This is a genomic window from Pseudomonas sp. UF-293, assembly GCF_058245595.1.
This window is the reverse complement of the sequence record NZ_JBSICA010000001.1, coordinates 37103-51181: the sequence shown is the minus strand read 5'-3', so window position 1 is coordinate 51181 and position 14079 is coordinate 37103. Positions and strand designations below refer to the sequence as shown.

General features: G+C 61.1%; 14 protein-coding genes. 4 read left to right on the top strand and 10 right to left on the bottom strand.

The features are described from left to right. Nucleotides 1-67: 67 nt before the first annotated feature. Nucleotides 68-2209, bottom strand: a complete 2142-nt coding sequence (katE, locus tag AC4IHP_RS00265) for a catalase HPII (RefSeq protein WP_460122628.1) — start codon at nt 2207-2209, stop codon at nt 68-70. 264 nt (nt 2210-2473) lie between these two features. Between katE and AC4IHP_RS00260 the strand changes: the two genes are divergently transcribed. The 3 genes from AC4IHP_RS00260 (at nt 2474) to AC4IHP_RS00250 (ending at nt 5035) form a co-directional block, all read left to right on the top strand. Further along, a complete protein-coding gene (locus AC4IHP_RS00260) occupies nt 2474-3481 on the top strand; it encodes a methionine ABC transporter ATP-binding protein (RefSeq protein WP_016772338.1) in 1008 nt (335 codons plus the stop codon). 5 nt (nt 3482-3486) lie between these two features. Beyond that, nucleotides 3487-4197, top strand: a complete 711-nt coding sequence (locus AC4IHP_RS00255) for a methionine ABC transporter permease (RefSeq protein ID WP_172834041.1) — start codon at nt 3487-3489, stop codon at nt 4195-4197. Nucleotides 4198-4264: 67 nt separating this feature from the next. Next, entirely contained in the window at nt 4265-5035 is a 771-nt protein-coding gene (locus AC4IHP_RS00250) for a MetQ/NlpA family ABC transporter substrate-binding protein (protein WP_122506343.1), read from the top strand. Between the two features lie 175 nt (nt 5036-5210). Here the strand turns inward: AC4IHP_RS00250 and AC4IHP_RS00245 are convergent, their stop codons facing one another. From AC4IHP_RS00245 to AC4IHP_RS00225, 5 genes are read right to left on the bottom strand one after another with little or no spacing between them, the layout of a single operon-like run. Continuing rightward, the gene (locus tag AC4IHP_RS00245) at nt 5211-5846 is read right to left on the bottom strand and encodes an SCO family protein (RefSeq protein ID WP_490830599.1); all 636 of its coding nucleotides are present in this window, start codon (nt 5844-5846) and stop codon (nt 5211-5213) included. Next, nucleotides 5843-6742, bottom strand: coding sequence for a heme o synthase (cyoE, locus tag AC4IHP_RS00240; RefSeq protein WP_460122633.1), 900 nt, complete (start codon nt 6740-6742; stop codon nt 5843-5845). Before cyoE ends, AC4IHP_RS00245 begins: the two co-directional genes overlap by 4 nt. Further along, nucleotides 6730-7809 (bottom strand): COX15/CtaA family protein, encoded by a 1080-nt coding sequence (locus tag AC4IHP_RS00235; protein WP_490830598.1) that lies wholly within the window; start codon nt 7807-7809, stop codon nt 6730-6732. The genes cyoE and AC4IHP_RS00235 overlap by 13 nt, the downstream gene beginning before the upstream one ends. A gap of 10 nt (nt 7810-7819) precedes the next feature. Further along, entirely contained in the window at nt 7820-8413 is a 594-nt protein-coding gene (locus AC4IHP_RS00230) for a PA_0111/PP_0108 family redox-active disulfide protein (RefSeq protein WP_490830597.1), read from the bottom strand. Further along, on the bottom strand, nt 8379-9119 hold the full coding sequence (locus tag AC4IHP_RS00225) for an SURF1 family protein (protein WP_490830596.1): 741 nt from the start codon (nt 9117-9119) through the stop codon (nt 8379-8381). Before AC4IHP_RS00225 ends, AC4IHP_RS00230 begins: the two co-directional genes overlap by 35 nt. Nucleotides 9120-9189: 70 nt before the next feature. Here AC4IHP_RS00225 and AC4IHP_RS00220 point away from each other — a divergent pair, with 70 nt between their 5' ends. Next, nucleotides 9190-9393, top strand: a complete 204-nt coding sequence (locus tag AC4IHP_RS00220) for a twin transmembrane helix small protein (RefSeq protein ID WP_024015001.1) — start codon at nt 9190-9192, stop codon at nt 9391-9393. An 83-nt stretch (nt 9394-9476) separates the two neighbouring features. On the opposite strand, the gene AC4IHP_RS00215 is transcribed toward AC4IHP_RS00220, so the two are convergent. The 4 genes from AC4IHP_RS00215 to coxB form a co-directional block, all read right to left on the bottom strand. Next, entirely contained in the window at nt 9477-10364 is an 888-nt protein-coding gene (locus AC4IHP_RS00215; RefSeq protein WP_490830595.1) for a cytochrome c oxidase subunit 3, read from the bottom strand. 25 nt (nt 10365-10389) lie between these two features. Next, nucleotides 10390-10941 (bottom strand): cytochrome c oxidase assembly protein, encoded by a 552-nt coding sequence (locus AC4IHP_RS00210; RefSeq protein WP_460122642.1) that lies wholly within the window; start codon nt 10939-10941, stop codon nt 10390-10392. A gap of 126 nt (nt 10942-11067) precedes the next feature. Further along, the gene (ctaD, locus tag AC4IHP_RS00205) at nt 11068-12654 is read right to left on the bottom strand and encodes a cytochrome c oxidase subunit I (RefSeq protein WP_016772327.1); all 1587 of its coding nucleotides are present in this window, start codon (nt 12652-12654) and stop codon (nt 11068-11070) included. An 82-nt stretch (nt 12655-12736) separates the two neighbouring features. Continuing rightward, a complete protein-coding gene (gene coxB, locus AC4IHP_RS00200) occupies nt 12737-13864 on the bottom strand; it encodes a cytochrome c oxidase subunit II (protein WP_490830594.1) in 1128 nt (375 codons plus the stop codon). Nucleotides 13865-14079: the final 215 nt, after the last annotated feature.

Sequence of the window (14079 nt, the reverse complement as noted above, 5' to 3'; positions counted from 1 at the left end):
TCCGGCAGCTCCTACATGGGATTGAGTACATCCTGTAGGAGCTGCCGAAGGCTGCGATCTTTTGCTTTTACGCTGGAATGGCCTTGGCCTTAGGCTCCCGCGCCCAGACCCGATGCTCGCCGATCGCAGCGAAGAACGGCTTGGTCAACGCCCCCACATCCGCGCCCTGCAACAGGCCCGCATCCGCATCGAGCTTCAACAAGTCCTGCAACTGCTTGGCCTCGCCGTGCAGCGCGATCGCCTTCAGGTGCTTGTAGGCCTCGAGCAGGTAATGCAGCGCCACGCCGTCGCCGCTCAACGCGGTAATCGACGCCGCGCCACCCGGTACGAAGACCGCGTCGAAAGCGATCGACGGCATGCCTTCCATCGACGCATCCACCGGCAATGCCTTGCCGTCAGCGGTCTTCACTGGCGCCGAGGTCGGGCCGAGCAGTTTCGCGTGAGCACCTTCGGCCCCCAGCGCTTTCTTCATCGCATCGATGGCCGCAGCATCAACGCCGTTGGCCGCGAGAATCGCCACTTTGCGCGTCTTGATATCGCCCGGCAGCAGGTTGGCCTGGCTCAGCGCTGGCGATTGCTCCAGCGAGGTCTTGCGCACTTCGACCGTGCCTTTGGCTGGTGCCGGCAAACCGAGGTTTTCCGCTACGCGTTTGGCCAGGGTCAGGTCGATGTTGGCGAGGATCTCGTTCACTTCACGGGCACGGATGAACTCACGCTCGACCTTGCCCAGCTCGAAGCTGTAGGCAGCGATGATGTGCTCTTTCTCATGCTCGCTCATGCTGTTGAAGAACAAGCGGGCCTGGGAGAAGTGGTCGCTGAACGACTCGCTGCGCTGACGGATCTTCGCCGCGTCGATGCGCTCCGGATAGCTCTCGAAACCACCGTCCTGTGCCGCCGGCGGGGTTTCTTTCGGCCAGCCGCCGTCGATCGAGTTCGGCTCGTAAGAAGCGCGGCCCTTATCGATAGTGGTGCGGTGTTGCGCATCGCGCTGGCCGTTGTGGAACGGCGCCACCGGACGGTTGATCGGCAGCTCATGGAAGTTCGGCCCGCCGAGCCGGCTGATCTGCGTGTCGGTGTAGGAAAACAGCCGACCTTGCAGCAGCGGGTCATTGGAGAAATCGATGCCCGGTACGATGTGGCCCGGGCAGAAAGCGACCTGCTCGGTTTCCGCGAAGAAGTTGTCCGGGTTACGGTTGAGGGTCATCTTGCCCAGCGGTGTAATCGGGACGATCTCTTCGGGGATGATCTTGGTCGGATCGAGGATGTCGAAGTCGAAGTCGTGTTCGTTCTCTTCTTCGACGATCTGTACGCCCAGTTCCCACTCCGGGTAGTCGCCCATTTCGATCGCTTCCCACAGGTCGCGACGATGGTAGTCGGTGTCCTTACCGGCGAGCTTCTGTGCCTCGTCCCACACCAGCGAGCAGGTGCCGGCGGTAGGGCGCCAGTGGAATTTGACGAAGCGTGATTTGCCCTCGGCGTTGATCAGGCGGAAGGTGTGCACGCCGAAGCCCTGCATGCTGCGCAGGCTTTTCGGGATGGCCCGGTCGGACATCGCCCAGATCACCATGTGCGCCGATTCCGGCACCAGCGAGACGAAGTCCCAGAACGTGTCGTGAGCCGAGCCACCGGTCGGGATTTCGTTGTGCGGCTCGGGTTTCACCGCGTGCACGAAATCGGGGAATTTGATCGCGTCCTGGATAAAGAACACCGGCATGTTATTGCCGACCAGGTCGAAGTTGCCCTCGTCGGTGAAAAATTTCACCGCAAAGCCGCGCACGTCACGCACGGTATCGCCGGAACCCCGTGGCCCCTGCACCGTGGAAAAGCGCACGAAGACCGGGGTTTTCTTGCCCGGGTCCTGTAGGAAACCGGCCTTGGTCAGCGCTGCATGGTTCTCGTAGGTCTGAAAGAAACCGTGCGCGCCGGTACCGCGCGCATGGACGATGCGCTCTGGAATACGCTCATGGTCAAAATGCGTGATCTTTTCACGCATGATGAAGTCTTCCAGCAGCGAAGGCCCGCGCGGCCCGGCTTTGAGGGTGTTCTGATTGTCCGCGATCTTTACGCCCTGGTTGGTGCGTAGCGCCTGACCGGTGGCGTCGGAACGGAATTCTTCCAGGCTGTCGAGCTTGGCATTGGTGTTGGCGCGATCCGGGGTATCGGTTCCGGCCATCTCGCTTTTATCAGGTGCAGGCTTTTTGATGCTCATCAGACGTAAACTCCTCGTTTGGCCCCGGATGCCTTCCGCAGACCCTTGAGTGATTCCCGGGCACGGCACCCAGGGTTTTCAAGTCGCTTAACTAGTGACTGATGAGGCGCGCGGAGCGTTCCTTTTTTATGACCTTTGATCTTGTTATTGCCAAATTGAAGGTTAATTGCGAAATAAATGCTAAGAACCTCTATACGGACAGGCTAAAATGCGCGCCCGGCTAACCGCTGATCCTTTTCCAACGCGCCCCACAAGGTTCGCTACGTGATCGAGTTTCAAAACGTCCACAAGACTTACCGCGTTGCCGGTAAGGATATTCCCGCGCTGCACCCGACCAGTCTCGCCATCGAGAACGGCCAGGTGTTCGGCCTGATTGGCCATTCCGGTGCGGGCAAAAGTACCCTGCTGCGTCTGATCAATCGCCTGGAAGATTCCAGTGGCGGCAAGATCATCGTCGACGGCGAAGAAGTCACCGCACTGGACGCCAACGGCCTGCGCCGTTTCCGCCAGCAGGTCGGGATGATCTTCCAGCACTTCAACCTGCTCGCCTCCAAGACCGTGGCCGATAACGTGGCCTTGCCGCTGACCCTGGCCGGTGAGTTGTCGAGCAGCGAAATCAATCAACGGGTGGCCGAGTTGCTGGCGCGGGTCGGTCTGTCCGACCATGCGAAAAAATACCCCGCGCAACTGTCCGGCGGTCAGAAGCAACGCGTCGGCATCGCCCGTGCGCTGGCGACCAAGCCGAAGATTCTGCTGTGCGACGAGGCCACCAGCGCTCTCGACCCGCAGACCACGGCGTCGGTCCTGCAACTGCTGGCGGAAATCAACCGCGAACTGAAACTGACCATCGTCCTGATTACCCACGAGATGGATGTGATCCGTCGCGTCTGCGATCAGGTCGCGGTGATGGACGCCGGGGTAATTGTCGAGCAAGGTCCGGTGGCCGATGTGTTTCTGCATCCGCAGCACCCGACCACCAAGCGTTTCGTCCAGGAAAGCGAGCAGATCGACGAGAGCGAGCAGCGTGACGATTTCGCCCACGTGCCGGGGCGCATCGTGCGTCTGACCTTCCAGGGCGAGGCGACCTACGCGCCGTTGCTCGGCACCGTCGCCCGGGAAACCGGCGTCGACTACAGCATCCTCGCCGGTCGCATCGACCGCATCAAAGACATTCCGTACGGGCAACTGACCCTCGCTGTCACCGGTGGCGACATGGAGGCGGCGTTTGCCCGCTTCACCGCCGCTGACGTTCACATGGAGGTGTTGCGCTAATGGAAATGTTTGACGCTGCAATCAAGCAATACGACGCCGCGATAGAAGCCATCAAACTGTTCTTTCAGAACATCGACTGGCTTGAAATCGGCCTCGCCACCAACGACACCATGCTGATGCTCGGCGGTTCGCTGCTGTTCACCGTGCTGCTCGGCCTGCCGCTGGGCGTGCTGCTGTTTCTCTGCAGCCCGCGTCAGTTGCTGGAGAACCGGGGTCTCTATGCAGTCCTGTCGGTTATGGTGAACATCTTGCGTTCGCTGCCGTTCATCATTCTGCTGATCGTGATGATTCCGTTCACCGTGCTGATCACCGGCACCTCGCTGGGCGTGGCCGGGGCGATCCCGCCGTTGGTGGTGGGTGCTACGCCGTTCTTCGCGCGTCTGGTGGAAACTGCGCTGCGTGAAGTCGATCGCGGCATCATCGAAGCGACCCAGTCGATGGGCGCGACCACCCGGCAGATCATCATGAACGCCTTGCTGCCGGAAGCCCGTCCGGGCATCTTCGCAGCGATTACGGTGACAGCGATTACACTGGTGTCCTACACGGCGATGGCCGGTGTGGTCGGCGCCGGTGGTCTGGGCGACCTGGCGATCCGTTTCGGCTACCAGCGTTTCCAGACTGACGTGATGATCGTCACCGTGGTGCTGCTGTTGATTCTGGTGCAAGTGCTGCAAATGGTGGGCGACCGCTTGGTCGTGCATTTCTCGCGCAAATAATCGGTTCTGGTCATCAAAAGAGGCGCTGGCCACACGCTGGCGGGCGCCCGGAAAAGGAGTTAGCTGAATGAAAAAACTGATCGCTGCTTTCGCTGCCGTTGCGGCATTTTCGGCTCACGCCGAAACCCTGACCGTCGCCGCCACTCCGGTGCCGCACGCGGAAATCCTCGAGTTCGTCAAACCGGCCCTGGCTAAAGAAGGTGTTGATCTGAAGGTCAAGGTCTTCACTGACTACATTCAGCCGAACGTTCAGGTTGCGGAAAAGCGCCTCGACGCCAACTTTTTCCAGCACCAGCCGTATCTCGATGAGTTCAACAAGGCCAAGGGCACCAGCCTCGTTGCCGTGACCGGCGTGCACCTGGAGCCGCTGGGCGCTTACTCGAGCAAGCTCAAGGATCTGAAAGACCTGCCCGGCGGCGCCAACGTGGTGATCCCGAACGACGCCACCAACGGCGGTCGTGCGCTGTTGCTGCTGGCCAAGGCCGGAGTGATCACGCTGAAGGACCCGACCAACATTCTGTCGACCCTCAAAGACATCGAGCAAAACCCGAAAGACCTGAAATTCCGTGAACTGGAAGCCGCGACCATCCCGCGCGTGCTGACCCAGGTCGATCTGGCGCTGATCAACACCAACTACGCGCTGGAAGCCAAACTCGATCCGTCCAAGGATGCGCTGGTGATCGAAGGCAACGACTCGCCGTACGTGAACATCCTCGTGTCCCGCGCGGACAACAAGGACAGCGACGCGATGAAGAAACTGGCGGCTGCGCTGCACAGCCCGCAAGTGAAGCAGTTCATTACCGAGAAGTACAAAGGCGCGGTGTTGCCGGCGTTCTGATTCCGGTTGCTGCAATGAAAAAAGGGGACGCCATGAGCGTCCCCTTTTTTGTGCCTGGAATATCGTCCGTGTGGGAGCGGGCTTGCTCGCGAATGCGGTGTGTCAGCCAACATGTCTTTATCTGACCCACCGCATTCGCGAGCAAGCCCGCTCACACAATGGTTCAGTGGTGTTCCTACTGGCGCTCAAGCATCGCCGGCAACTGCGCAACCAGCTTGGCATTGTTCAACGGCGCGCGGATAAACCCGCGCTGCGTGCCGTCCGGGCCGATCACCGCAAGGTTGCCGCTGTGATCCACGGTGTAGTTCGGCTTGCTGGTATCGGCTGGAATGAACGGAATGCTCACCGCGTTCGCGACCTTCTGCAGCTCCTCGATCGACGTTGGCGTCAGGCCGATGAACTGTGGATCGAAGTAGCCCAGGTACTGCTTCAACTGCTTGGGCGTATCGCGGTTGGGGTCGACGCTGACCAGTACGATCTGCAGTTTATCCACAGCCTCTTTCGGCAATTCACTCTTGATCTGCCGCAGTTGCGCGAGGGTGGTCGGGCAGATGTCCGGGCAGAAGGTGTAGCCGAAGAACAACAGACTCCACTTGCCTTTCAACTCGTCGATGGCAACCGGTTTGCCGTCCTGATCGGTCATGGTCACGTCCGGCAGGTTGCGGCTCTGCGGCAGCAGGATGATCCCGGCGTCGATCAGCGCAGTCGGGTCGCCCTGGCCTTTGCCGTTCAGCACTTTGTTGACGGTAAGCCCGAGGATCAACGCGATCAAGGCGACGAGGATGAAGACGGTTTTCTGGGTTCGGGTCATAGGTTCAACAGTAAGTAGTGGTCTACGAGCAGGGCGATGAACAACAGGAACAAGTAATAAATAGAGTACTTGAAGGTGTTGATCGCCGCGTGCGGCCGACTGCCACGGTACAGCACCACGGCCCATTGCAGAAACCTTGCGCCCAACGCCAGCGCACAGACCAGATACAGCACGCCGCTCATGTGAATCACGTAGGGCAGCAGACTCACCGCCAGCAGTGCGAAGGTGTACAGCAGAATGTGCACTTTGGTGTAGTGCTCGCCATGCGTCACCGGCAGCATCGGAATGTCGGCCTTGGCGTATTCCTCCTTGCGATGAATCGCCAGCGCCCAGAAATGCGGCGGGGTCCAGGCGAAGATGATCAGCACCAGCAACAGCGGTTCGGCGCTGACATGGCCGGTGGCGGCGGTCCAGCCGAGCAGCGGTGGCGCGGCGCCAGCGAGGCCGCCGATGACGATGTTCTGCGGCGTCGCCCGTTTGAGGAAGCCGGTGTAGACCACGGCGTAACCGAGCAGTGAAGCGAGAGTCAGCCAAGCGGTCAGCTGATTGGTGAACGTCAGCAGCAGCGCCTGGCCGAGCAACGCCAGCAGCAACGCAAACGTCAGCGCCCCCGCAGGTGAAACCCGACCCTCGGCCAGTGGCCTTTTGTGCGTGCGCGCCATCACCGCATCGATACGCCGATCGACCACATGATTGACCGCCGCCGCACCGCCGGCGCACAAGGCTATGCCCAGATTGCCGAACACCAGCACTGTCCACGGCACACCCGCACGAGTGGCGAGGAACATGCCGACCAGTGAGGTGATCAGCATCAGCACCACGACTTTCGGCTTGGTCAGCTCCAGATAATCGCGCCACAGCGCTTGCCCCGCACGTTCGCCGATCAGACTCGCCATGGCGTTTCTCCTTTCAATGCAATGGGCGCGACGGCAGGTTTGTGCGCACTCAAGCGCCAGCGCGCCAGCACCGGTTGGCTCACCCGCAGCAGGCTGGTGCGCGCGTGGTAATTGACCAGTACCAGCGTCAGCAACAGCGCCGCACCGCCAGCGTTATGGGCGACGGCCACCGGCAGCGGCAGATGAAACAGCACGTTGCTGATGCCGAGGGTGATCTGCGCCGCCAGGGCGATCAGCAGCAATCCGGCCAATCGGGTCATGCCTACCGCTTTCAACTGCCAGGCCAGACCGAGCAGTACGACCGTCACCAGCAAAGCGCCGATGCGGTGGGTCAGATGAATCGCCGTGCGCGCATCGCTATCGAGTTGTCCGCCGAGATAATTCGGGCCGATGTGCTGGGTCAGGTGAAAGCCATTGGCGAAGTCCGCCGGCGGCAGCCATTGGCCGTGGCAGGTGGGAAAGTCGATGCAGGCCACCGCTGCGTAGTTGGAACTGACCCAGCCGCCCAATGCAATCTGGCCGATCACCAGCAGCAGGCCCGCCGTCGCCCAGTATTGCAGGCGCTTCGGAACAGTCAGCGCCGGCAGCACGCCGGACAACCTCAGCGTCAGCAGGAACAGCAGACTCAGCGTGGCAAAGCCGCCGAGTAAGTGCCCGGTGACCACTTGCGGCCAGAGCTTGAGCGTCACCGTCCACATGCCGAACGCCGCCTGAGCGATGACCACCGCCAACAGAAACAGCGGCAGTTTCACTGGCAGGCCCGGATGGCGCCGGTTGACCCAGGCGCGCCCGGCCAGTACTGAAATCAGCAAACCCAGAGTGCCGGCAAAGTAGCGGTGGATCATCTCGTTCCAGCCTTTGTGCGCCTCCACGGGCGCATCAGGGAAATGCAGTTCGGCATGGGCCAGTTGCGCCTCGCTTTTCGGCACGCTGATAAAGCCGTAGCAGCCTGGCCAGTCGGGGCAGCCGAGGCCGGCGTGGGTCAGGCGCGTATAGGCGCCGAGCAGCACCACGATCAGTGCCAGCAGGGTGGCAAACAGCGCGAGGCGAAATCCAGGTTTGGCCATGACGATGCCCTCATCCGATGTTCGACAGTTTCAGCAGATGCCGCAGGTCGTTGAGCAGATCCTTGCCCTTCACATTCGGCTCGTAACGCAGCACCAGATTGCCGTGCGGGTCGACGATCCACAGCTGCGGCACGGCTTTGTCGCCGGTGGTCCTGGTGAACACGCCGGCATCCAGCGGATAGCGCTGCAGCTGCGGATATTCACGGTCGAGCTTGGCGGCGTAATCGGTGCTCAGTGGTTGCGCGGCGGCGAGCGCGTGGCTGGCGCGGCCGGCTTCGCGGCCGAGGCTGATCTGGATCTGCCGGGCCAAATAAACCAGTTGTTGGCAATCGACTGCGCAGTCCTTCGGCGCCGTGACCAGAATCTGCCAACGCTGCTCATCGGCCTGCACGCCGAGGTCGGCGCGGGTCTGGCCGTTGCCGATCAGCTCGCCGTGATAGCTGCGTCCTTCCGGTACCCAGAACTGCAATTTGTACATGCCGGTAGCGAGCAGCATCGGCCCGACCACGCCAAGCACGATCAGCAGCAGCTGAATGCGCCCACGCCGGCGGCTGGGAACGGGTTTGGCCTCAGACATGCTGGGTGGATTCATGGCGCTTCCCATGGCGTTTCTCCTTTGCGTTGTGCCAGCCCAAATAGAGGTAAAGACCGAGCAACGCCGTGGCCATGGCGAACCATTGCACGGCGTAGCCGAGGTGTTTTTCCGGCCCCATCGCGACTACCGGCCAATCGGTCTGATAGCTGACCGGGCCGGGTTCGGCGCGTAATTCGTAGGCGAAGCCGTCGCGCTCCAGGGTTCGCCACAATTTGCTCGGCTCGACGGCGGTGATGGTTTGCGGCCAGTCATCGCTGACCGGATCGGCGTGCAACTGGAACGTTGCGCCGGGGGCGACATAGACCCAGGCGTCGAGCGTCAGCGCCTCGGCCGGTGTCGTGAATTGCGGCGGCACGCGCCGATCGGGCCATGGCAGCCAGCCGCGATTGACCAGCAGCCAGAGGCCGCTGCGTTGATCCTGAAACGGTTGCAGCAATTCCACGCCGACCTTGCCGCCACGCTGGCGGTTGTCGAGCAACAGGGTGTGGGCCGGATCGAACTGGCCGTGCAGGCGCACGCGGCGGTAAGCCGGGTCGGCGTTGCCGAGCAGTTCGCTGCTGGCCAGCGGTTCGGCCACCCGACGTTCAGCGTAACTGGCCAGCAGCGCGGTTTTCTCCGCGCCCCGGCCCAGTTGCCAGAAGCCCAGCGCAACCATCAGCGGCAGCAGCAGCGCCACCACAACAGTGGGTATCACGCCCGGACGAAAGCGCTTCATGGGCGCGCCATAAAGTCAGTCATCGCGATCGCTATACTCAAGTGCATCGCCTGTCCCCCGGAGTCTTGCCATGTTCAAAGCAGCGATCGTCCTGATGCTGATTGCCACGGTCGTCAGCCTGTTCAGTGGCCTGTTTTTCCTAGTCAAGGACGACAGCAGCTCCAATCGCCTGGTCATCGCCTTGAGTGTTCGGGTGGCACTGGCCGTAGTCACCGTCGGCCTGATGGCCTGGGGTTTCTACAGCGGCCAGTTGGTTTCCCACGTGCCGTGGTAGCTGCAAGCGTTGAGCTACAAGCTGCAAGTTAGAAGCCTTACCGCTTTTACTTGAAGCTTGCCGCTTGAAGCTTGCAGCTGCCGTCAAAGCACATAGACGAAGAAGAACAAGCCGATCCAGACCACGTCGACGAAGTGCCAGTACCAGCTCGCCGCTTCGAAACCGAACTGGTGCTCGTTGTCGAAGTGGCCCTTCATGATCCGCATCAGCATCACGAACAGGATGATCGTGCCGATGGTTACGTGGGCGCCGTGGAATCCGGTGAGCATGAAGAATGTCGCGCCGTAGATGCCCGAACCGAGGGTCAGGCCCAGCTCTTTGTAGGCGTGGATGTACTCCTCGGCCTGGAAGCCGAGGAACGCGACACCCAGCAGTACGGTAATCGCTAGCCACAGTTTCAGCGCGCCGCGATGACCTTTCTTCAGCGCATGGTGGGCGATGGTGATGGTCACGCTGGAGCTGACCAGCAGAACCGTGTTGAGCAGCGGCAGGCCCCAAGGGCTGATGACGTCCTTGGGCGGCGGGAACAGTTTCGGATCAGGCGTGTGCAGCAGCGGCCAGACAAATTCGAAGTTTGGCCAGAGCATGTGCGCGATGCCTTTCGGCCCCTCACCGCCCAGCGCCGGCCCGGATACATGACGCACATAGAACAGCGCGCCGAAGAAGGCGACGAAGAACATCACTTCGGAAAAGATGAACCAGCTCATGCCCCAGCGGAACGAGCGGTCCAGCTGCGGGCTGTACAACCCCGCGCGACTCTCCTTGATCACCGCACCGAACCAGCCGAACAGCATGTACGCCAGCAGCAGGCCACCGACGAAAAAGATCAATGGGCCGTGGGAATCCGGGCGTGCTGCCTTGAGATCGTTGAACCAGGTAGCGAGGCCGTAGACGGTAACGAACATCCCGACCGTGGCGACGATCGGCCATTTGCTCTGGGCCGGGACGTAATAATGCTCATGAGTTGCCATTTATTGTTCTCCTTATCGGGCACGCTCAACCGCCGGTACTAACGGCCACCGGTGGATGTCGGGCGGTGATATCGAACAGCGTGTAGGACAGCGTCAGGTGCTTCACTTCCTTGGGCATGTCGCGGTCAACGATGAAACGCACCGGCATTTCGATCTGTTCACCGGGCTGCAGCACCTGCTGGGTAAAACAAAAGCATTCGGTTTTGTGGAAAAACGCCGCCGCGTTGCTCGGCGCGATGCTCGGCACCGCTTGCGCACTCATCGGTTTGTCGGTGGGGTTGCGCGCGATGAATACCATCTCGTTCACGGCACCGGGATTGGCGGTCATCTCGTCGTGTTTCGGGTAAAAGTCCCACGGCATGTCGGCGGTGTTGGTCGACAAGAACTGCACGCGCACCTGGCGCGAGGTGTCGACCACTTGCTCGCCCTCGTATTGCCCGCCGGTCTTGCCATTGATGCCGAAGGCTTTGCACATCACGTCATAGATCGGCACCAGGGCGAAGCCGAAGACAAACATCGCCACCACCACCAGCAGCAGGCGAGTGACGAGTTTCTTCAGCGAGATCGAGTCAGCCATGATTTTCAGCCTCTACACGAATCCCTGTGGGAGCGAGCCTGCTCGCGAAGCAGACGCTGCGGTGCGTCAGACACACCGCGTCAGCGTTCTTCGCGAGCAAGCGCGCTCTCACAAAGAACTCCATGTTCATTTCACTTCCGGCGGCGTGGTAAAGGTGTGATACGGCGCCGGCGACGGCACGCTCCACTCCAGCCCTTCGGCGCCATCCCACGGTTTCGCCGGGGCCGGTGCACCACCACGGATGGTCTTGATGACGATGAACAGGAAGAAGATCTGCGTGGCGCCGAACATGAACGCACCGATCGACGAGACCATGTTGAAGTCGGCGAACTGCAGGTTGTAGTCCGGAATCCGCCGTGGCATCCCCGCAAGACCCACGAAGTGCATCGGGAAGAAGGTCAGGTTCATGCCGACGAACGACAGCCAGAAATGCAGCTTGCCGAGGGTTTCGTCGTACATGTGTCCGGTCCATTTCGGCAGCCAGTAATAGGCCGAGGCGAAGATGCCGAAGATCGCCCCCGGCACCAGCACATAGTGGAAGTGCGCGACCACGAAGTAGGTGTCCTGATACTGGAAGTCCGCCGGGGCGATCGCCAGCATCAGCCCGGAGAAACCGCCAATGGAGAACAGGATGACGAACGCCACGGCAAACAGCATCGGCGTCTCGAAGGTCATCGAGCCTTGCCACATGGTGCTCGCCCAGTTGAACACTTTCACACCCGTCGGCACGGCGATCAGCATGGTCGCGTACATGAAGAACAACTCGCCCACCAGCGGAATGCCGACCACGAACATGTGGTGCGCCCAGACGATGAACGACAGGAACGCGATACTCGCCGTGGCGTAGACCATCGAGGTGTAGCCGAACAGCGGCTTGCGCGCGAAGGTCGGAATGATCTGGCTGACCGCGCCGAACGCCGGCAGGATCATGATGTACACCTCCGGGTGGCCGAAGAACCAGAACACATGCTGGAACAGCACCGGGTCACCACCGCCGGCAGCACTGAAAAAACTGGTGCCGAAGTGAATGTCCATCAGCATCATCGTCACGCAGCCGGCGAGCACCGGCATCACCGCGATCAGCAGAAACGCGGTGATCAGCCAGGTCCAGACAAACAGCGGCATTTTCATCAGGGTCATGCCGGGCGCGCGCAGGTTGAGGATGGTCGCGACCACGTTGATCGCGCCCATGATCGAACTGATCCCCATCAAGTGAATGGCGAAGATGAAGAACGTCACGCTTTCCGGCGCGTAGGTGGTCGACAGCGGCGCGTAAAAGGTCCAGCCGAAATTCGGCCCGCCACCCGGCGTGAACAGCGTCGACACCAGCAGCAGAAACGCCGCCGGTAACAGCCAGAAACTGAAGTTGTTCATCCGTGGCAGCGCCATGTCCGGCGCGCCGACCATCAGCGGAATCATCCAGTTGGCGAGGCCGACGAACGCCGGCATCACCGCGCCGAACACCATCACCAGACCGTGCATGGTGGTCATCTGGTTGAAGAATTCCGGCTGCACGATCTGCAGGCCGGGCTGGAACAGCTCGGCGCGAATGACCATGGCGAACGAGCCGCCGAGCAGGAACATGCAGAAGGCAAACCACAGGTACAGCGTGCCGATGTCCTTGTGGTTGGTGGTCAGCACCCAGCGCATCAGGCCTTTGGCGGGGCCGTGGGCGTGGTCGGCGTGACCGTGGTCATCGATGACAGCGCTCATGGCCGGTCTCCTTCACGAAAGTGGACGGGGCAGGCCGGGGCACGCTGCCCCGACCGGTTCACTGAGGACGCAATTGACCGGCTCATTTGCTTTCCGCCTGTTTCAGCTCCAGCACTTCTTTTGGCGTGACCATGTCGCCCTTGTTGTTGCCCCAGGCGTTACGTTCGTAAGTCACGACCGCTGCGATATCGACTTCCGACAGCTGCTTGCCGAACGCCGCCATGGCGGTGCCGGGTTTGCCGTGGAAGACAATGCTCAGGTGATCCTTGATCGGCCCGGTGGCGATTTTCGAGCCCTTGAGCGCCGGGAACATCGGCGGCAGGCCCTGGCCTTCGGCCTGGTGACAGGCCACGCAAGTGGTGTGGTAAACCTTGTCTCCGCGCTCCTTGAGCTCGTCGAGGGTCCATTCCTTGCTGGTCAGTTCTTTGAGCTGCGCGGCCTCGGCCTTGCGCTCGGCGAGCCATGTTTCGTAGTCGGCCTTCTCCTTGACCTCGACCACGATCGGCATGAAACCGTGGTCCTTGCCGCACAATTCGGCGCACTGGCCGCGATAGAGGCCGGGTTTGTCGATACGCGTCCAGGCCTCATTGACGAACCCGGGAATCGCATCGCGCTTGACCGCAAACGCCGGCACCCACCAGGAGTGAATGACGTCGGCGGAGGTCACCAGAAAGCGCACCTTGGCGCCGATCGGCAGCACCAGCGGCTTGTCGACTTCGAGCAGGTAGTGCTCGCCCTTGGCTTCCTTGTTGTGGATCTGCTCGGCAGGTGTGGCCAGGTTGCTGAAGAACTCGACGTCCTGGCCCAGGTATTTGTAGTGCCACTTCCACTGATAGCCGGTGATCTGGATATCGATGTCCGGCTCGCTGGTGTCGTACATCTTGATCAGCGTCGCGGTGGCGGGGACGGCCATGGCCACCAGGATCAGCAGCGGCACAATGGTCCACATGATCTCGACGCCGGTGCTTTCGTGGAATTTTGCGGCGACCTGGCCGGTGGAGCGGCGGTGCACCATCATCGACCAGAACATGGCACCGAAGACGATGATCCCGATCACCACACAGATCCAGAAGATGGTCATGTGCAGGTCGAATACTGCGTGACTGATTTCAGTCGCTCCAGGCGCCATATTCACAGTCCATGCCGCGTTGGCCGGGCTGAAAATCGACCACAACAGGAGGCCCATCCAGACATGTGGATGTCGCATCATTGCGGGTTCCCCTTATCGTTCTTGTTATCCCGCCGGCGTATCGCCTGCGGCAAGGGAGCGGCTGCATCAGACTACGAACTTGAATCGCCGGGCCTTGCTGCGGGTGCAGTCGGGCGTCATCAGCTAACTCCATTCATTGGCGAGTATAGACAGCGCCCGGGAAATGCAACCCGGCCACGTAAATGAGCTGAAACACCCGGAGCTTGCGTTCAAGT